Source organism: Pseudomonas sp. BP6, from assembly GCF_017875935.1.
GTDB lineage: Bacteria > Pseudomonadota > Gammaproteobacteria > Pseudomonadales > Pseudomonadaceae > Aquipseudomonas > Aquipseudomonas putida_Y.
In genome coordinates, this window is sequence record NZ_JAGINI010000001.1 from 3,238,162 (window position 1) to 3,258,295 (window position 20,134).

The 20,134-nt window shown below is 64.6% G+C and carries 14 protein-coding genes; 9 read left to right on the top strand and 5 right to left on the bottom strand.

Translation table 11 applies throughout. The features are described from left to right. Nucleotides 1-142: 142 nt before the first annotated feature. Nucleotides 143-1,510 carry an NAD(P)-dependent oxidoreductase gene (locus J3A98_RS14855; protein WP_209967062.1) on the top strand — a complete coding sequence of 456 codons (1,368 nt, stop codon included), beginning with the start codon at nucleotides 143-145 and terminating at the stop codon, nucleotides 1,508-1,510. Then, nucleotides 1,511-2,785: an NAD-dependent dihydropyrimidine dehydrogenase subunit PreA gene (preA, locus tag J3A98_RS14860; RefSeq protein ID WP_176682255.1), complete on the top strand. Its 1,275-nt coding sequence runs from the start codon at nucleotides 1,511-1,513 to the stop codon at nucleotides 2,783-2,785. Nucleotides 2,786-2,918: 133 nt separating this feature from the next. Here preA and J3A98_RS14865 read toward each other — a convergent pair whose 3' ends face one another. The 5 genes from J3A98_RS14865 to gnd all read right to left on the bottom strand — a co-directional run bounded on the left by J3A98_RS14865 (nucleotide 2,919) and on the right by gnd (nucleotide 8,361). Next, a complete protein-coding gene (locus J3A98_RS14865; protein WP_176682254.1) occupies nucleotides 2,919-3,539 on the bottom strand; it encodes a TetR/AcrR family transcriptional regulator in 621 nt (206 codons plus the stop codon). Then, nucleotides 3,539-3,895 (bottom strand): VOC family protein, encoded by a 357-nt coding sequence (locus J3A98_RS14870; RefSeq protein ID WP_209967064.1) that lies wholly within the window; start codon nucleotides 3,893-3,895, stop codon nucleotides 3,539-3,541. Before J3A98_RS14870 ends, J3A98_RS14865 begins: the two co-directional genes overlap by 1 nt. 67 nt (nucleotides 3,896-3,962) lie before the next feature. Continuing rightward, nucleotides 3,963-5,759 carry a glycoside hydrolase family 15 protein gene (locus J3A98_RS14875; protein ID WP_209967067.1) on the bottom strand — a complete coding sequence of 599 codons (1,797 nt, stop codon included), beginning with the start codon at nucleotides 5,757-5,759 and terminating at the stop codon, nucleotides 3,963-3,965. Nucleotides 5,760-5,875: 116 nt separating this feature from the next. Next, a complete protein-coding gene (gene zwf, locus J3A98_RS14880; RefSeq protein ID WP_176682252.1) occupies nucleotides 5,876-7,381 on the bottom strand; it encodes a glucose-6-phosphate dehydrogenase in 1,506 nt (501 codons plus the stop codon). Beyond that, nucleotides 7,378-8,361: a phosphogluconate dehydrogenase (NAD(+)-dependent, decarboxylating) gene (gnd, locus tag J3A98_RS14885; protein ID WP_176682251.1), complete on the bottom strand. Its 984-nt coding sequence runs from the start codon at nucleotides 8,359-8,361 to the stop codon at nucleotides 7,378-7,380. The genes zwf and gnd overlap by 4 nt, the downstream gene beginning before the upstream one ends. A gap of 203 nt (nucleotides 8,362-8,564) precedes the next feature. Between gnd and J3A98_RS14890 the strand changes: the two genes are divergently transcribed. The 7 genes from J3A98_RS14890 to glgX all read left to right on the top strand — a co-directional run bounded on the left by J3A98_RS14890 (nucleotide 8,565) and on the right by glgX (nucleotide 20,108). Continuing rightward, a complete protein-coding gene (locus J3A98_RS14890) occupies nucleotides 8,565-8,732 on the top strand; it encodes a DUF6026 family protein (RefSeq protein WP_176682250.1) in 168 nt (55 codons plus the stop codon). A 651-nt stretch (nucleotides 8,733-9,383) separates the two neighbouring features. Continuing rightward, entirely contained in the window at nucleotides 9,384-10,943 is a 1,560-nt protein-coding gene (gene glgA, locus J3A98_RS14895; RefSeq protein WP_209967069.1) for a glycogen synthase GlgA, read from the top strand. Nucleotides 10,944-10,957: 14 nt separating this feature from the next. Beyond that, nucleotides 10,958-12,700 carry a malto-oligosyltrehalose trehalohydrolase gene (gene treZ / locus J3A98_RS14900; protein ID WP_209967071.1) on the top strand — a complete coding sequence of 581 codons (1,743 nt, stop codon included), beginning with the start codon at nucleotides 10,958-10,960 and terminating at the stop codon, nucleotides 12,698-12,700. Next, nucleotides 12,697-14,766 carry a 4-alpha-glucanotransferase gene (gene malQ / locus J3A98_RS14905; protein ID WP_209967072.1) on the top strand — a complete coding sequence of 690 codons (2,070 nt, stop codon included), beginning with the start codon at nucleotides 12,697-12,699 and terminating at the stop codon, nucleotides 14,764-14,766. Before treZ ends, malQ begins: the two co-directional genes overlap by 4 nt. Continuing rightward, the gene (locus J3A98_RS14910) at nucleotides 14,763-17,537 is read left to right on the top strand and encodes a malto-oligosyltrehalose synthase (protein ID WP_209967074.1); all 2,775 of its coding nucleotides are present in this window, start codon (nucleotides 14,763-14,765) and stop codon (nucleotides 17,535-17,537) included. The genes malQ and J3A98_RS14910 overlap by 4 nt, the downstream gene beginning before the upstream one ends. Before the next feature lie 14 nt (nucleotides 17,538-17,551). Continuing rightward, a complete protein-coding gene (locus J3A98_RS14915) occupies nucleotides 17,552-17,818 on the top strand; it encodes a DUF2934 domain-containing protein (RefSeq protein ID WP_103462310.1) in 267 nt (88 codons plus the stop codon). Nucleotides 17,819-17,954: 136 nt separating this feature from the next. After that, on the top strand, nucleotides 17,955-20,108 hold the full coding sequence (glgX, locus tag J3A98_RS14920) for a glycogen debranching protein GlgX (RefSeq protein ID WP_209967076.1): 2,154 nt from the start codon (nucleotides 17,955-17,957) through the stop codon (nucleotides 20,106-20,108). The last annotated feature ends 26 nt before the right edge of the window (nucleotides 20,109-20,134 follow it).

Consider the following 20,134-nt stretch of genomic DNA (forward strand, 5'->3'; position numbering starts at 1 on the left):
AGCCCATCGCGACGCAAGGCCGCTCCCACAAGGACCGCCATCGCCTGTGGGAGCGGCCTTGCGTCGCGATGGGCCGCGCAGCGGCCCAAGAATCCACCGCAATACCTGTCGCCTGCACCATAAAAATAGAGAGGCTACAACCGTGATCGACGCCCTGAACCATTTGCCGCGCCCCCGGGCCGGCGCCGACCAGTTGGCCGAGCGCTTCAGCGATCTGGCCCCACCCCTCACCGCGCGCCAGGCTGCCCTGGAAAGTGCACGCTGCCTGTACTGCTACGACGCCCCCTGCGTCAACGCTTGCCCTAGCGAGATTGACATCCCCTCGTTCATACACCGCATCAGTGACGAAAACCTGCAAGGCGCCGCCGAACGCATTCTTTCGGCCAACATCCTTGGCGGTAGTTGCGCCCGCGTGTGCCCCACCGAAATCCTCTGCCAGCAAGCCTGCGTGCGCAACAACGCCCAGGAATGCGCACCGGTGCTGATCGGCCAGCTGCAGCGTTACGCCCTGGACAACGCCCAGTTCAGCGCACACCCGTTCAAGCGCTCGACAGCCACCGGCAAGCGTATCGCCGTAGTCGGCGCCGGCCCGGCAGGGCTGTCCTGCGCCCACCGCCTGGCCATGCACGGGCATGACGTGGTGGTGTTCGAGGCCTGCGACAAAGCCGGCGGCCTCAACGAGTACGGTATCGCCCGCTACAAGCTGGTAGACGACTATGCCCAGCGGGAGGTGGATTTCTTGTTGGGCATTGGCGGTATCGAAGTCCGCCATGGCCAGCGCTTGGGTGACAACCTCAGCCTGGGCGAGCTGCGCGATCAGTACGACGCGGTGTTCCTGGGCCTCGGCCTGAATGCCGTGCGCCAGCTAGGCCTGCCCGACGAGGAAGCCCCCGGCGTGCTCGCCGCCACCGAATACATCCGTGAGCTACGCCAGGCCGATGACCTGAGCCAGCTACCGCTGGCCGACCGCTGCCTGGTGATCGGTGCTGGCAACACGGCCATCGACATGGCCGTGCAAATGAGCCGTCTGGGTGCCCGTGACGTCAACCTGGTTTACCGCCGTGGTCAGGCAGACATGGGCGCCACCAGCCACGAGCAGGACATCGCCAAGGCCAACCAGGTGCGCCTGCACACCTGGGCCCGCCCTGATACCCTGCTGCTGGATGACGCCGGTAAGGTCCGCGGCATGCGTTTTGCCCGCACCGAACTGACGGAAGGCCGCCTGCGCGATACCGGCGAAACCTTTGAGCTGGCTGCGGATGCCATCTTCAAGGCCATTGGCCAGCGCTTCGACGACGCCAGCCTCCACGACCCGGTGGCTGCGCAACTGGCCCGCGAGGGTGAGCGCATCCGCGTTGACGAAAACCTGCAGACCAGCCTACCGGGCGTATACGCAGGCGGCGACTGCACCGCGCTGGGCCAGGACCTTACCGTGCAGGCCGTGCAACACGGCAAGCTGGCCGCCGAAGCCATCCATGCCCAACTCATGCTCAACGTGGAGGCAGCGTAAATGGCCGACTTGTCTATCGTATTTGCCGGCATCAAGGCACCCAACCCCTTCTGGCTGGCCTCCGCACCGCCAACCGACAAGGCCTACAACGTGGTCCGCGCCTTCGAGGCCGGCTGGGGTGGCGTGGTCTGGAAGACCCTGGGCGAAGACCCTGCGGCGGTCAACGTGTCGTCGCGCTACTCGGCGCACTATGGTGCCAACCGTCAGGTACAGGGGATCAACAATATCGAGTTGATCACCGACCGCTCCCTGGACATCAACCTGCGCGAAATCACCCAGGTGAAGAAAGACTGGCCCGACCGCGCATTGATCGTGTCGCTGATGGTGCCGTGCATAGAGGAGTCGTGGAAGTTCATCCTGCCGCTGGTGGAAGCCACCGGGGCCGATGGCATCGAGTTGAACTTCGGTTGCCCACACGGTATGCCGGAACGGGGCATGGGGGCGGCCGTTGGCCAGGTACCGGAATATGTGGAAATGGTCACCCGCTGGTGCAAGACGTACTGCGCGCTGCCGGTGATCGTGAAGCTTACGCCGAACATCACCGATATCCGCCAGTCGGCCCGCGCCGCGCACCGGGGCGGGGCCGATGCCGTGTCGTTGATCAATACCATCAACTCCATCACCAGCGTCGACCTGGACCGCATGGTGGCCCACCCGATTGTCGGAGACCAGAGCACCCATGGTGGTTACTGCGGTTCGGCAGTGAAGCCGATTGCCTTGAACATGGTGGCGGAAATCGCCCGCGACCCGGAAACGCGTGGCTTGCCGATTTGTGGCATTGGCGGCATCGGCAACTGGCGTGACGCAGCCGAGTTCATGGCCTTGGGCAGTGGTGCCGTGCAGGTGTGCACGGCAGCGATGCTACATGGCTTCCGTATCGTCGAGGACATGCAGGACGGCCTGGCGCGCTGGATGGACCAGCATGGGCACCCCAATATCGAGGCGTTCCGCGGGCAGGCGGTGGGGCATACCACCGACTGGAAATACCTGGACATCAACTACAAGTCGGTGGCGCACATTGACCAGGAGGCGTGCATTGGCTGCGGGCGTTGCCACATTGCGTGTGAGGACACCTCGCACCAGGCAATTGCCAGCACGCTGAAAGCTGACGGCACGCATGCCTACAGTGTGATCGAAGAGGAATGCGTAGGCTGCAACCTGTGCCAGATCACCTGCCCGGTGGAAAACTGCATCGAAATGGAGGCACAGGATACCGGCAAGCCGTACCTGAACTGGACGCAGGATCCGCGTAACCCGTACCGCGAGGCCAGTTGAAGCAATGGGGGCTGCCATGCAGCCCTTCGCGGGCTTGCCCGCTCCCACAGGACTGCGCCATTTCTGAGGACAGCGCAGAACCTGTGGGAGCGGGCAAGCCCGCGAATGCCGCGCAGCGGCCTCCATCGCCGGTTCACGGCGCCAGCCCTATCCCCCGCAAGATCACGCTGGTCACCGTCTGCACGGCACTCTCGAACGCCATGTCCGACAGCATCTCGCCGCCGTTCAGCAACTGCACCTGGTAACCGAAGTCGGCGTAATGCTGGGTCGAGGCCCAGATCATGTACAGCAGCGCCGACGGCTCCACCGGCAGGATGCGCCCCTCTTCCACCCAGCTGCGGATCTTGGCTTCTTTCATCTTCGCCCAAGGCACCAGGCTTTCGTCGAGGTTAACCCCCAGCACCGGCGCGCCGTGCAGCATCTCTTCGGCCCAGATTTTCGAGCCCAGCGGCCGCGAGCGCGAATGGCCCATCTTCGCCCGGATGTAGCTGGTCAGCACCACACGCGGATCGTCGAAGTTCTCGAAGCACAGGGCGTCCTGCTTCCACACATCCAGCAGGTCCTGCAGCACCGCGCGGAACAGCTCGTCCTTGGTGCTGAAGTAATAATGCAGGTTGGAGCGTGGCAACTCAGCCTGCTCTGCGATATCCCCCATCGAGGTGGCGCCATAGCCCTTCTCGGCAAACACCTTTTCCGCCGCTTGCAGGATTTTTTCGATATTGCGTCGGCGGATTTCGATCTTGTGATTGGCCATCAGGCTTGGGCCGTCCACACCGCCAGTTCATAACCGTCCGGGTCAATGAAATGAAAACGCCGCCCGCCGGGAAAGGCAAAGGTCGCCCGGCTGATTTTCGCCCCGGCGGCTTCGATCCGCTGCTGCGTGGCCGCCAGGTCGTCGGCGTACAAGATAACCAGCGGCCCACCCGGACGCACCGGCTCACCCGTGGTGAAGCCACCCGTCAACCGGCCATCACTGAACTCGGTGTAGGTCGGCCCGTAGTCGGTGAACGCCCAACCAAACACGCTGCCATAGAAGGCCTTGCTCCGTGAAATGTCGCTGACATTGAACTCGATGTTGTCGATTTGCCGGTCAGTACCGCGAATGCCCATGTGTGCTCCGTGCCGAAGGGTGTTTGGCCTAGTCTACTCCGGTCAAGGCAGTCGCCCCACTCATTCGCTACCCACAACGCGCCCGGTCGCGCGCCGGGCACTGTGCGCGGTGCAGATTCAGCGCGGTGTTGATGATGCCTATCTGGCTGAAGGCCTGGGGGAAGTTGCCGAGCATGCGCTGGCCGGCCGGGTCGTACTGTTCGGCCAGCAGGCCAAGGTCGTTGCACAGGCCGGCCAGGTGTTGGTAAAGCGCTTCGGCTTTGGCCTGGCGCCCCAGCAATACATAAACGTCCGCCAGCCAGAACGAACACACCAGGAAGGTGCCCTCTCCCGGCGTCAGGCCGTCGCTGCAGCTGTCACTGTCATAGCGCAGCAGCAGGCCGTTCTTCATCAGACGTTGTTCGATCTGTTCGAGGGTGCGCATGAAGCGTGGGTCATCCGCCGGCAGGAAGCCGGTCAGGGCGATCTGCAGCAGGCTGGCGTCCATTTCGGTCGAACCATAGGCCTGGACGAAGAACCGGCCGCTGGCGTCCAGGCCGCGCTCGCACACTTCGCGGTGAATCTCGTCAGCTACCTGGCGATAATGCTGCCCGCGCTCTTGGTCTTCTTCTGTGGTGTCGGCCAGCCCTGCGGCGCGGTCGAAGGCGACCCAGGCCATCACTTTGGAGTGCACGAACTGCTGTCGGCCGCCGCGCATTTCCCAGATGCCTTCGTCCGGCTCGCGCCAGATACGTTCGACATAAGGCAGTATCAAGCGCGAAATGGCGGCGCTGCGCGGGTGGCGGGGCAACCCGCCCTTGATCGCCTGGGTCATCGCATCGGCCAGTTCGCCATAGATGTCCAGCTGCGTCTGCGCCGAGGCGGCGTTGCCCACCCGCACCGGCTGTGAATGCTCATAACCGACCAGCCACGGCAAGGTGTACTCCTGCAGGTCGCGCTCGCCGGCCAGGCCATACATGATCTGCATCTGCTCGGGGTTGCCGGCCACCGAGCGCAGCAGCCACTCGCGCCAAGCCTGGGCTTCGTCGAAATAGCCAAGGTTCATGAAGGCCAGCAGGGTCATGGTCGCGTCGCGCAGCCAACAGAAGCGGTAGTCCCAGTTGCGCTCGCCACCCACACGCTCGGGCAGCGACGTGGTGACGGCTGCGACAATACCGCCAGTGGGGGCGTAGGTCATGGCCTTGAGGGTGAGCAGCGAACGGCGCACCAGGGCGGTATATGGCCCTACCTGCGGGCAGCGGTCGGCGAAGGCCTGCCATTGCTCGCAGGTGTTCGCCAAGGCTTGGTCGATGTCGCAGTCGGGCTGCACCGGCAAGTGCGAGGGCTGGTGGCGCAGGCTGAAGACCTGGCGCTGGCCCGTGCTGACGCGAAAGCGGCAGCCGGTATGGTAGTCGCGGGCTTGCGGGGGCACGGTGCTGCACAGGATCAGCCGGTCAGGGCCGGCGACGGCGCTGAGGGTCAGTGGGTCGAGCCGTTCCACCCAGGGCACGCTGCGGCCGTAGTCGAAGCGCATGACCAGGTCCATTTCGAAACTGGTTTCGCCAGACAAGCCTTCGACGATGCGCACCACCGAATTGACCTCGCCCAAAGGCATGAAGTCGAGCACCCGGGCACGACCGCTTGCGGTCACCCAGGTGGTTTCCAGCACCAGGGTGTCGCCCAGGTACTGGCGGCTGCTGTGCGCTACCGGGTCGCAAGGGGCCAGGCGCCAGCGGCCGTTTTCTTCATTGCCCAACAGGGCCGCGAACACGGCGGGGGCGTCGAAACGTGGCAGGCACAGCCAGTCCAGCGAGCCATCGCGGCTGACCAGCGCCGCACTACGGCAGTTGCCCAGCAGGGCGTAGTCTTCGATATGGGCAGGCATTGGGTCTCCTTTGTGTGGTTGCCTGTGCTGGCCTCTTCGCAGGTGCCTGAGGGAAATGGAATTCCCTGTAGGAGCGGGCTTGCCCGCGAAACGGCCGGCACAGGCTTGCAAACCTCTCACCCCAACCGGTGCCACTCGCGCTTGTCGCGGGCCAGCAATTCATTGCCGGCCTCCGGCCCGTCCTCGCCAGCCGAGTACTCATGCACTTCGCCGCCCTGGGCCCAGGCATCGAGAAACGGCTGCACCGCCCGCCAGCCGTTCTCGATGTTGTCTGCCCGCTGGAACAGGGTCTGGTCACCGGTCAGGCAGTCATAGATCAGCGTCTCGTAGCCAGTGGCCGGGGTCATCTTGAAGAAGTCCTTGTAGGCAAAGCCCAACTCGACATTCTCCATCACCAGTTCCGGCCCGGGCCGTTTGGCTTGCAGGTCGAACCACATGCCTTCATTGGGCTGGATCTGGATTTTCAGGTAGTTGGGCTTGGGCCGCTCCAGCTCCGACTCGCGAAACTGCGCATACGGCGCGGGCTTGAAGCAGATGGCAATCTCGGTGTCACGCACACTCATGCGCTTGCCGGTGCGCAGGTAGAACGGCACGCCGGCCCAGCGCCAGTTGTCGATCATCACCTTCAGCGCCACGTAGGTCTCGGTCTGGCTATCCGGCGCGACGTTGGCCTCCTGGCGGTAGCCTGGCAACGGCTTGCGCCCCTGCTTGCCGGCACTGTACTGGCCTCGCACGGAGTTTTTCAGGGCCATTTTTGCCGACCATGGGCGGATAGCGCCGACCACCTTGGCCTTTTCACCGCGCACCGCATCGGCGCCGAACGCGGCCGGCGGCTCCATGGCCACCATCGCCAGCAGCTGGAACAGGTGGTTGGGCACCATGTCGCGCAGGGCGCCGGTGCTGTCATAGAAGGCACCACGGGTCTCGACACCGACGGTTTCCGCTGCGGTGATCTGCACGTGATCGATGTAGTGATTGTTCCAGAACGATTCGAACAAGCCGTTGGAAAAGCGGCTGACCAGAATATTCTGCACCGTCTCTTTGCCCAGGTAATGGTCGATGCGGTAGATCTGCCGCTCGCCCATCACCTTCAGCAGGCAGGCGTTGAGCGCCTCGGCGCTGGCCAGGTCAGTGCCGAACGGTTTTTCAACCACCACCCGGCGAAAACCGCCGGCAGACTCGTCCAGCAGGCCGGCCTGCCCCAGGCGCTGCGCCACCTCGGGGAAGAAGCGCGGCGACGTGGCCAGATAGAAAATGGCATTGCCGTGGCTGGTCTTGTCGATGCGCCTGGCCAGGGCCTGGTAGGTGGCCGGATCGAGAAAGTCGCCCGTCTGATAATCCAGGCGCTTGGCCAGGCGGGCCCATAGCTTCTCGTCCAGGCACTTGGCGCTGCCCTCGCTTCCTTTGTCGCGCTCGACCATGAACGCGTGCAGGCGCGCGGCGAATTCTTCGGCGCTGGCCGGGTTATGGTCAACGCCGACGATGCGCAGGTTACGGTCCAGCAAACCGTCACGGCTGAGGTTGTACAGCGCGGGCATCAGCAGGCGCTTGACCAGGTCGCCATTGGCGCCGAACAGGAACAGCGTACAAGGGGGGGCGGACGCGGTGGTCTGTGTAGTCATTCGCCTTTCTTCTCGATGTGGCCACCGAAGCCCAGGCGCATGGCCGAGAGGATCTTGTCACCGTAGGTGCCCTGTTGCTGGCGCGAACGGAAGCGCGCGAACAGTGCGCTGGACAACACCGGCACCGGCACCGCCTGCTCGACGGCGGCGTCGATGGTCCAGCGGCCTTCGCCACTGTCGGACACCGATCCACTGAATTGCGACAGCTGCGGGTCGGCCACCAGCGCATCGGCAGTGAGGTCGAGCAGCCACGAGGTCACCACGCTGCCGCGACGCCACACTTCGGCAATTTCGGCCACGTTCAGGTCGAAGCGCTGGTCTTCCGGCAGCTCATTGCCGCCTTTGCTGCGCAGCAGGTCGAAGCCTTCGGCATAGGCCTGCATCAGGCCGTACTCGATGCCGTTATGCACCATTTTAACGTAGTGCCCGGCGCCGGGTGGGCCGGCGTGGATGTAGCCGTGTTCGGCACGCTGGTGCTCGCCGCTGCGGCCATGGGTACGCGGGATATCGCCCACGCCCGGCGCCAGCGCCTTGAACAGCGGTTCCAGGCGCTCGAACACGTCCTTTTCGCCGCCGATCATCATGCAGTAGCCGCGGTCGAGGCCCCATACACCGCCGGAAGTTCCGACGTCCAGATAATGCAGGCCGCGCTTGGCCAGCTCTGCAGCGCGGCGCATGTCGTCCTTGTAGAAGGTGTTGCCGCCGTCGATGATCGCATCGCCCGGCTCCAGCAATTCGGCCAGTTGGGCGATGGTCTGCTCGGTGGGGTCGCCAGCCGGCAGCATCACCCATACCGCGCGCGGTGCTTTCAGCTTTTGCACCAGTGCACCGAGGTCGTGCGCGCCCTGGGCGCCCTCGCCCTCCAGGCCGGTGATGGCTTCGCGGTTGCGGTCGTGCACCACGGTGCGATGGCCGGCGCGCATCAGGCGCCTTGCGATATTGCCGCCCATACGGCCCAGCCCGACGATTCCCAGTTGCATGAGCCAATACTCCCTTTCGAAATGGATGACGACGTAGTCCAGCTTTTCAGATTAGTCCAGCATGCCGCCCGAGGGTTCAGCGACGAACGGCAAGACCACGATATACAAAAAAGTTCCCAAGGCCTGCGAAAGAATTCAAAATGCGCCCCGCGTGAAGCGTCTACGCTTTGACTTGTCACCAGCCAAAACCGCGAGGTGTGCTCATGGGTACATTGATGCCAGCAACTCCACCCCAGACCCTCTATGTCTCCGTGCGCCGTGATGAGTTGCGTAAACTGAAGGACGAACGTGACCAACTCCGCGAGCAGGTCGCCCAGTTGAACCTGCTGCTGGCGCAACAGCGCGCTGGCGATAAAGCTGTCAGCCTCTGATCGATCCCCTTGCCGCCTGTGGGAGCTGCATGGCTCCCACCCGTCTGCTCCTCAATCCAGTCGCCCTCTTGGAACCCTGCCGGGCAACCGGAGCAGGCTAGTGCCCGAAAGCGCCTGTATTGAAAGCAGCATTTTCCGCCCATCCAACCGCTTCGCAGCATAAAGCTGCCCTCACCCTTACGCCCCAAAAAGGTGCATTGTACGTAGCGAGCCACAATTTGGCGCAGCTCGAAAACCCTTTGCCCCACGCTCGCCCACCCCTTTTCCCACCCCGTCACAAACGCCAACGTTTGCGTCTATTACGCACATAACAATAGTGACCAGTGGGTCACCTTTTTATCACTTTCTCTCCTACACTCGGTTTTCGGCCCGCCATTTGCTCAACGGAAGAGTGACCCCAAAAATGTCGAACTTTCAGGAAACCCGGCAGGTCATGAATATAAGTAGGCCAGGCGCATTGGGCTATTCCCGATCCCCGGCCCACACCCCCCAACCAGTCCAAGCGCCTTCGGCCGGAATGCTGATCGCGTAGTGCCTGCGCGCACGACCCTGGGGCATGGAACGCACTAAGCAGATTCAAACTAGAGAGAACCAGCACGAAACATCGCCACGGGTGCCAGCACCCGACCAAGCATAGGGACGGAGAGAAGTATGATCAGTGCCGCTGTCGAGCCTCACGTAGACGCTTTCAAACCGGATAACCGCGAGCCGCTCACCCCGGATTTCGCCACGACAGGCAAGGCACCGGGCGCCCAGCGCCAGCACAACCCGAACATGCGCAAGATTCTGTTCGTGACTTCGGAAATCGCCGACCTGGTGAAAACCGGCGGCCTGGGTGACGTGTCCGCTGCCCTGCCCCGTGCCCTGGCGCACCTGCACGATGTGCGGGTACTTATCCCCGGCTACCGCCAGGTAATGGAAAGCGACAACCCGATACATATCGTGGGTGAGCTGGGCGGCCATGCGGCCCTGCCGCCATGCAAGATCGGCCGCATGGACATGGCCGACGGCCTGGTCATCTATGTGTTGATCTGCCCCGAACTGTACCAGCGCGACGGCACACCCTATGGTGCCAACAATGGCCGCGACTGGCCCGACAACCACATCCGCTTTGCCCGCCTGGGCCTGGCTGCTGCCGAAATCGCTGCTGGCGAAGGCAAGATCCACTGGACGCCGGAAGTGGTGCACGCGCATGACTGGCCCGCCGGCCTGGCCCCGGCCTACATGCACTGGCGCGGCCTGAATACGCCCACGTTGTTCACCATCCACAACCTGGCGTACCAAGGTGTGTACAGCCGCGGCTGCAGCCCGGAGCTGGCGATACCCGAACATGCCATGCAGCAAGAAGGCATGGAGTTCTACGGCAAGCTGTCGTTCCTCAAGGCCGGGCTGGCCTACTCCAGCCACATCACCACAGTCAGCGCCACCTACGCCCGGGAAATCACCACCCCGGAATTCGGTTGCGGCCTGGACGGCTTCCTCGCCAGCAAGGCCCAGCAAGGCCTGCTCGGTGGCATCCCCAACGGCATCGACGAAAGCTGGGACTCGGCCACCGACAAGCACCTGCAGCACAACTTCAGCATCAACGACTGGGAGGGCAAAGCGCGCAACACCCAGGAGGTACGTGAGCTGTTCGGCCTGGAGGATTCCGAAGGCCCGTTATTCGCCGTGGTGTCGCGGCTGGTCTATCAAAAGGGCCTGGACCTGACCCTGGGCGTGGCCGACTACATCGTCGAGCAGGGCGGGCAGATTGCGATCATCGGCCGCGGCGAACCGGAAGAGGAACAGGCCATGCGCGAGCTGGCGCTGCGTCACCCGGGCCGCATCGGTGTGCGTATCGGCTTCAATGAAACCGATGCCCGGCGCATGTTCGCCGGCAGCGATTTCCTGCTGATGCCGTCGCGCTACGAGCCGTGCGGCCTCAGCCAGATGTACGCGCAACGCTTCGGCTCGCTGCCGGTGGCACGCAATACCGGCGGCCTGGCCGACACCATCGAGTGCGGCGTAACAGGCTTCCTGTTCAACGAGTCTACCGTCGAGAGCTACCGCCAGGCACTCAGCCGCGCCTTTTATGTATATGGCAAGAAGGACCTGCTGAACGCCATGCGCTGCCTGTCGATGACCCAGCCGTTCAACTGGTGCCAGGCGGTTGAACCCTACGCCCGCCTGTACGAGGACCTGGTCAAGCAGGCACAGCTGAGCCACTACTGAGCGGGGGTCAGAAGATGCACAGACATGGCGCACACTTGCTGGACGCCACGTCGGCGCGCTTCGCCCTCTGGGCGCCGGATGCGCGCAGCGTGAGCGTGGAACTGGAGCGGCAGCCGGCCATCGAATTGCTGCCGGATGATGAGGGCTGGTACAGCGGCGTGGCGCCATGCCAGGCCGGTGACCGTTACCACTACCGTATCGACGGTGAGCTGCAGGTGGCCGACCCGGCCTCGCGCTACCAACCCGACGGCGTACACGGGCCGAGCCAGGTCGTGGATGTGGCCGGTTATGCCTGGCAGCACCCGTGGCAAGGCCGGCCTTGGCATGAGGCCGTGATCCAGGAGGTGCATGTTGGCCTGCTCGGGGGTTACGCCGGGGTTGCCAGGCAATTGCCGCGCCTGGCCGAACTGGGCATCAGCGCGATCGAATTGATGCCGCTGGGGCAGTTCCCTGGCGAACGCAACTGGGGCTACGACGGCGTACTGCCTTACGCCCCACAGAACACCTACGGCAGCCCCGAGCAACTGTGCGCACTGGTCGACCAGGCCCACAGCCACGGGCTGATGGTGCTGGTCGATGTGGTGTACAACCACTTCGGCCCCGACGGCAATTACCTGCACCAGTACGCTAGCCCGTTCTTCCGTGAAGACCGGCAGACACCCTGGGGCGCGGCCATCGACTTTCGCCGCCCGCAGGTGCGCGAGTACTTTATCCAGAACGCCCTGATGTGGCTGTGCGACTACCGCTGCGACGGCCTGCGCCTGGATGCCGTGCATGCCATCGACCAGCCCGATTTTTTGATCGAGCTGGCCCAACGGGTGCGCGCCGCCATAGAACCGGGCCGGCACGTGTGGCTGGTGCTGGAGAACGAGCACAACCAGGCGGAGCTGCTGGAACAGGGTTACGACGCCCAGTGGAACGATGACGGCCACAATGCCCTGCACGTGCTGCTGACTGGTGAAACCGAAGGCTACTATGCCGACTACCGGCATCGCCCCATCGACCAACTGGCACGGTGCCTTGGCGAAGGTTTCGTGTTCCAGGGCCAGGCCAACCGGCATGGCAAACCACGCGGTAAACCCAGCGGGCATTTACCGCCCAGCGCCTTCGTGTTGTTCCTGCAGAACCACGACCAGATCGGCAACCGCGCGCTGGGTGAGCGCCTGACCCGCCTGTGCCCCGCGCCAGCCTTGCGTGCAGCCACCGGCCTGTTGCTGCTGGCACCGATGATCCCGCTGTTGTTCATGGGCGACGAAGCCGGCAGTTGCCAGCCGTTCCTGTTTTTTACCGACTTCCATGACGCGCTGGCCGACGCGGTACGCGAAGGCCGTCGTGGCGAATTCGCCCACTTCAGCGCGTTCGCCGACCCCAAGCAGCGTGAGCACATTCCCGACCCCAACGCCGAACAGACGTTCGCCTCTTCACGCCCGCATAACAAGGCGGTGATCGCCGGCTGGCATGGCCTTTACCAGCAACTGCTCGACCTGCGCCGCCGCCATGTCATCCCGCACTTGCCCGGCAGCCGTGCCCTCGGCGCCGAGGTGCACGCTGACAAAGCGCTGACCGCGCGCTGGCGGCTGGGCAATGGCAACACGCTGCGCATCGACCTGAACCTGGCCGGCACCCCGCAGGCGGTCGAACTGCCCGCGCCATCCACTCGGCTGTTCGACAGCAGCGACACCCGCCATCCGGATACCCACCTGGCTGCGTACAGCTGCGTGGTCAGCCTGCTTCCCCCTGCCCAGGAGCGCCCATGAGCGAAACTGCCCTGCATCGTCTGGCAACCAGCGTCGGGCTGAACCGCGACTGGATTGACGCCAATGCCAGGCCCCAGCGTGTCAGCGACGACGTGCTGCGCAACATCCTTGAAGGCCTTGGCCACCCGGCCGGCGACGACGCGGCCGTTGCCGACAGCCTGCGTGCGGTGGAAACCGCCGAAGACAGCGAACACCTGCCGCCCTTGCTGACCGCCGACCTAGGCCAGCCGCTAGCGCTGTCGCGCTACTTCAGTGCCGCCAGCGTGGCCCACTGCACCCTGGAAGATCACACCTCGGTCACCCTCAGCCTCGATGACCAGGCGCGCCTGCCCGGCGAGCTGCCCATCGGCTATCACCAGGTGGAAATCGACAGCCGCCGCTTCACCGTGGCGGTGGCGCCAACACGCTGCCACAGCCTGGAAGACAAGGTGCAACAGCCGCCACCACGCTGCTGGGGCCTGGCAGTGCAGCTGTACAGCCTGCGCCGCCCCGGCGACGGTGGCTTCGGCGACTGCCTGGCGCTGGAGCAGTTGGCCCGCTCGGCCGCCGAGCGCGGCGCCGATGCCTTGGCTATCAGCCCGATTCACGCCCTGTCGGCCATGGACCAGGAACACTACAGCCCCTACTCACCTTCCAGTCGCCTGCTGCTCAACATCCTGTACACCAGCCCCGCGGCCCTGCTGGGTGAACGGGAGGTGCGCATGGCGATCGAAGCGTGCGGGCTGGAGCAACAACTCGAAGAGCTGGAGCAACGCCCTCTGGTCGACTGGCCACGCGCCGCCAGCGCCCGGCTGCGTTTGCTTGAAGCGCTTTACCAGGGTTTCAGCCAAGGCGACCACCCGCTACGCACAGATTTTGACAGCTTCCGCGAAGCCGGCGGCCAGGCGCTGGAGCACCACTGCCGCTTCGAGGTGCTGCAGGCCCAGGCGGTGGAGCACGGCCTCGGTGCCGACTGGCGCAACTGGCCCAAAGCCTGGCACGACCCCTACCACCCGGAAGTGGAGGCTTTAGCCAACGCCTACCCGGCCAAGGTCGAGTTCCACGCCTTCTGCCAGTGGCTGACCGAACGTGGCCTGCAACGTGCCCAGGAAGCGGCCCGCAGCAACGGGATGGCCGTGGGCCTGATCGCCGACCTGGCGGTGGGTGCCGACGGTGCCGGCAGCCAGGCCTGGAGCCGCCAGGACGAACTGCTGGCCGGCCTGAGCGTGGGTGCGCCGCCCGACATCCTCAACCACATCGGGCAGGATTGGGGTATTTGCGCCTTCTCGCCCGAGGGCCTCAAGCGCAATGGCTATCGCGCCTTCATCGAAATGCTGCGGGCCAACCTCGCCCACGCTGGCGGCCTGCGCATCGACCATGTGATGGGCCTGCGCCGGCTATGGCTGATCCCGCAAGGGGCCAAACCCAGCGAAGGCGCCTACCTCGACTACCCGCTAGACGACCTGCTGCGCCTGCTGGCGCTGGAGTCGGTGCGTCACCAGGCGATCATCCTTGGCGAAGACCTGGGCACCGTGCCCGACAGCCTGCGCGAAAAGCTGGCCGAAAAGGCCGTGCTGGGCATGCGCGTGCTGCCGTTCGAGCAAACCCAGCCGGGCCAGTTCAAGCCGATTCTCGACTGGCCCGACAATGCCTTGGCCACAACCGGCACCCACGACCTGGCGCCACTGGCCGGCTGGCTGGCAAACCGCGACATCGACTGGAGACACCGTTTGCAACTGATCGACGCCGCTACCGAACTGCACTGGCGACACGAGCGTCAGAAAGAACGCGACGGCCTGCGCCGCATCCTGGAAGCCAACTACGGCGAACTGAAGGACAACGACGCCCTGATCGATGCGGCCATCCGCTTCGTTGGCCATACCCGTGCACCGCTGGTGCTGGTGCCGTTGGAAGACCTGCTGGGCTGCGACGAGCAACCCAACCTGCCGGGCACCACCAACGGCCATCCCAACTGGCGGCGGCGCTTTGCCCGCCCGGTCCGCGAACTGCTCGACGACGAGGACGCCGCACGGCGCCTGGAACTGCTGGCCCAGGCCCGCGAACAAGCGTGGGAGCGTGACCGATGAAGCCACTGACCGCGACCCTGCGCCTGCAATTTCACAGCGATTTCACCCTCGATCACGCCGTGCCGCTGGTGCCGTATTTCGCCCAGCTGGGCATCAGCCACCTGTATGCCTCGCCCATCCTCAAAGCCCGCGCTGGCTCGCGCCATGGCTACGACGTGGTCGACCCTACCTGCGTCAACCCGGAGCTGGGCGGCGAGGCCGCGCTGGAGCGCCTGGTCGCCGCCCTGCGCCAGCATGGCATGGGGCTGATCCTCGACACGGTGTCCAACCACATGGCCGTGGGCGGTGCCGACAACCCCTGGTGGCAAAGCCTGCTGGCGTGGGGACGGCGCAGCCCGTATGCAGCGTTCTTCGACATCCAGTGGCACTCCAGCGACCCACTGCTGGCCGGGCAGCTGCTGTTGCCGTTCCTCGGCAGCGACTACGGCGTGGCGCTCAGGAATGGCGAGATACCGCTGCAGTTCGACAAACAGCAGGGGCTGCTGCAAGTGGCCCATTACGCGCATCGTTTCCCGATCTGTCCGGTCGATTACGGCTGGATTCTCGCGCTCAGCCCGGAGCCTGCGCTAAAGGTTCTGGCCGAACGCTTCACGGCATTGGGCGACTCAGCCACCCCGCTGGCCGATAGCCTGCCGCTACAAGCCGAACTGGCACGTCTGGTGCGCGATGGCGCCGACCTCGAATCGGCCCTTGTGGCCTTCGACAGCCGCAGCGAGGCCGGCTTCAAGCGCCTGCACCTGTTGCTGGAGCGCCAGACCTACCGCCTGGCCAGCTGGCGCACCGCCGCCGACGACATCAACTGGCGGCGCTTCTTCGACATCAACGAGCTGGGCGGCCTGCGGGTGGAGCGCGCCGTGGTGTTCGAAGCCACCCATGCCAAGCTGTTCGAACTGATCGAACGCGGCCTGGTGGACGGCCTGCGCATCGACCATATCGACGGCCTTGCCGACCCGCGTGGCTACTGCCGCAAACTGCGCCGGCGGGTTGATAGCCTGCTGGCGCGGCGGCCGCTGAATGCAGGGCTGGAGCACTTCCCCCTGTACGTGGAAAAGATCCTGGGTGCCGACGAGCACCTGCACCGCGACTGGCTTACCGACGGCACCACCGGCTACGAGTTCATGAACCAGGTGTCGCTGCTGCAGCATGACCCGGCCGGCCAGGCGCCGCTGAGCGAGCTGTGGAGCAACGTCAGCGAGCGCCCGGACTTCCCCGAAGAAGTGCGCCAGGCCCGTCACCTGGTGCTCAACGCCAGCCTGGCCGGTGACTGCGAATCGGTGGCCCAGGCACTGTTACAGGTCGCGCGCAACGACCTGATGACCCGTGACCTGACCCTCGGCGCAATTCGCCGGGCCTTGCAGGCGTTGGTGGCGCATTACCCGGTGTACCGTACCTACTTCAATGCCTGCGGGCGCCCGGCGCAGGACGAAGGGTTCTTCCAGCAGGCGCTGACCAACGCTCGCCAAGACCTTGCCGAAGCTGACTGGCCGCTACTGGACCAACTTGAGCGGTGGCTGGGCGGGCAAGCCTGGCGGCACCTGCCACCGGGGCGTGCCCGCAAGCAACTGCGCCACGCCTGCGTGCGCTTCCAGCAGTTGACTGCGCCCAGCGCCGCCAAAGCCGTGGAAGACACCGCCTTCTACCGCAGCGCCAGGCTGCTGTCGCGTAACGACGTGGGCTTCGAGGCAGAGCGCTTCAGTGCCCCGCCCATGCATTTCCACAACGAGGCCCAGCGGCGCCTGCGCGATTTCCCCGACAACCTGCTGACCACCGCCACCCACGACCACAAGCGTGGCGAAGACACACGTGCACGCCTGGCCGTACTCAGCGAGCGCGGCACGTGGCTGGCCAGCCGGGTGGAGCATTGGCGGGAGCTGGCCGCCCCCCTGCGCGCGCAGTTGGACGACGGGCTGGCACCCAGCCCCGGCGACGAGTTGATGCTGCTACAAACCCTGCTCGGCAGTTGGCCCTTGGACCTCGACCTGCACGACGACAATGCCCTGCGTCACTACGCCGAGCGTGTTCGCCAGTGGCAGCAGAAGGCCCTGCGCGAGGCCAAGCTGCGCAGTAGCTGGAGCGCGCCGAACGAGGCCTACGAAGGCGCCTGCGCTCATTACCTCCACGGCCTGCTGCTGGACAGCGAGAACCAGCAACTGCGCAAGTCGCTGGCCGACGCGGCGCAGCTGCTGGCCTGCCCCGGCGCTCTCAATGGCTTGGTCCAGGCCCTGTTGCGCATGACCACACCCGGTGTGCCCGACCTGTACCAGGGTAACGAATACTGGGACTTCAGCCTGGTCGACCCGGACAACCGCCGCGCCGTGGACTACGCTTTGAGGCGTCGCACGCTGGACGACGCCACGCCGGCCGCCGAGCTGTTGGCCCACTGGCGCGACGGCCGCGTCAAACAGGCCTTGATCGCGCGGCTGCTGGACTGCCGCCAGGCCCACGCCGAGCTGTTCCGCCGCGGTGCCTACCTGCCACTGACCGTACAGGGCCGCCATGCTGACAAGGTCATTGCCTTTGCTCGCCAAGGGGAAGGCGAGCACGCCATCGTCGTCGCCCCGCGCCTGGCCAGCAGCCTGCTCGGAGGGGCCACTACACCGTTGATTCCGGCGCAGAACTGGGACGACACCCGGCTGGTACTGCCGTTTGCCTTGTCACCTGCCAACTCGACGGGACTTTTCTCCAGTGCGGCGGTCAGCTCTTCAAAGGAGTTGCTGTTGAGCGCCGTGCTGGCGGAGTTTCCGGTCAACGTGTTGATACAACAATCTTGAGCATCAGGAGCGTCATGATGAGTGTCGATGAAAAGCGTATTCGCGAATTTGCCTACCAGATCTGGGAATCCGAAGGTAAGCCTGTAGGGGAGGAAGAACGCCACTGGGAAATGGCCCGCAAGCTGGCCGAGGCCGAAGCGCTGGCGCCCAAGGCAGCCCCGCGCAAGAAAGCAGCAGCCAAGCCAAAGGCGCCTGCAGAACCCAAGGCGGCGGCCCTGCCGGGGGTCAAACCTGCTGCGGCGAAAAAGCCCCGGGCGGCGAAAAAGCCTACTGCCGGTTGAGCCTGTCCCGGCCTCTTCGCGGGTAAACCCGCTCCTACATGCACCTGTGATGGACCTGTAGGAGCGGGTTTACCCGCGAAGAGGCCAATGCAGAACAGCACAATTCCCCTTCCATCACGGCCACTCGAGGATCGTCATGAGCCCCCGCACCCCGAAGAAAACCCGCTCGGTCGCACCATCGCGCATCCGCGAAGGCCTGCCCTTCCCCCTCGGCGCCACCTGGGATGGCCTAGGGGTCAACTTCGCCCTGTTCTCGGCCAACGCCACCAAGGTCGAGCTGTGCCTGTTCGACTCCACAGGCGAGCAGGAAATCGAGCGTATAGAGCTGCCCGAATACACCGATGAGATCTACCACGGTTACCTCCCCGACGCTCACCCCGGCCTGGTCTATGGCTACCGGGTGTACGGCCCCTACGAGCCGGAAAACGGCCACCGCTTCAACCCCAACAAACTGCTGATCGACCCGTATGCCAAGCAACTGGTCGGCAGCCTGAAATGGTCCGAGGCCCTGTTCGGCTACACCATCGGCCACCCCGACGACGATCTGTCGTTCGACGAGCGCGACAGCGCGCCTTTCGTGCCCAAATGCAAGGTCATCGACCCGGCGTTCACCTGGGGCCGCGACCAGCGCGTGCAGATCCCATGGGAGCGCACGATCATCTATGAAGCGCATGCCCGCGGCATCAGCATGCGCCACCCGGCAGTGCCTGAAGAACTGCGTGGCACCTTCGCCGGCTTGGCCAACGACGAGCTGCTCAAGCACATCAAGGAACTTGGCGTGTCGAGTATCGAGCTGCTGCCGATTCACGCCTTCGTCAACGACCAGCACCTGCTGGACAAGGGCCTGAACAACTACTGGGGCTACAACAGCATCGCCTTTTTCGCCCCGCACCCGCGCTACCTGGCCAGCGGCAAGATCGCCGAGTTCAAGGAGATGGTCGCGCACCTGCACGACGCCGGGCTGGAGGTGATCCTGGACGTGGTCTACAACCACACCGCCGAAGGCAACGAGCGCGGCCCGACCCTGTCGATGCGCGGCATCGACAACGCCTCGTACTACCGCCTGATGCCGGACGACAAGCGCTACTACATCAACGACTCGGGCACCGGCAACACCCTGGACCTGAGCCACCCCTGCGTGCTGCAGTTGGTCACCGATTCGCTTCGCTACTGGGCCGGCGAAATGCACGTGGACGGCTTTCGCTTCGACCTGGCGACCATCCTTGGCCGTTACCACGATGGCTACAGCGAGCGTCATGGCTTCCTGGTCGCCTGCCGCCAGGACCCGATGCTGAGCCAGGTCAAGCTGATTGCCGAACCTTGGGATTGCGGCCCCGGCGGCTACCAGGTGGGCAACTTTGCCCCGGGCTGGGCGGAATGGAACGACCGCTTCCGCGATACCGCACGCGCTTTCTGGAAAGGCGACGAAGGCCAGCTGGCCGATTTTGCCGCGCGCTTGACCGCCTCGGGCGACATGTTCAACAACCGCGGGCGCCGCCCCTATTCCTCGGTCAACTTCATCACCGCCCACGATGGTTTCACCCTGCGCGATCTGGTGTCCTACAACCACAAGCACAATGAAGACAACGACGAAAACAACCAGGACGGCACCGACAACAACCTGTCCTGGAACTGCGGCGTCGAAGGGCCGACCGACGACCCGGGGATCAATGCCCTGCGCATGCGCCAGATGCGCAACTACTTTGCCACCCTGCTGTTGGCGCAGGGCACGCCAATGATCGTTGCCGGCGACGAGTTCAGCCGCACCCAGCACGGCAACAACAACGCCTACTGCCAGGACAGCGAGATCGGCTGGGTGAACTGGGACCTGGACCAGGAAGGCGAAGAGCTGCTGGCCTTCGTCAAGCGCCTGACGCGTCTGCGCCTGGCCTACCCGGTGCTGCGCCGCTCACGCTTTCTGGTGGGTGACTACAATGAGGCAATTGGGGTCAAGGACGTGACTTGGCTGGCACCCGATGGCAGCGAGATGAGCGTTGAGCAATGGGAAGACCCGCACGGGCGCTGTCTGGGCATGTTGATAGATGGCCGAGCGCAGGTCAGCGGTATCGCCCGGCCAGGTGCCGAGGCCACCGTGCTGCTGATCGTCAATGCCCACCATGACATCGTGCCATTCAAGCTGCCGGCCGTGCCTGAAGGCGATTACTGGAGCTGCCTGGTCGATACCGACCGGCCAGAGTTGCGCAAGGGGCAGCATTTGCAGTTCGACAGTACCTTCGAGGTGAAGGGTCGGTCGATGCTGCTGATGGTGTTGCAGTACGACGAGGAGTGAACAGTGATAGCCCTGGCAGGTCCTAC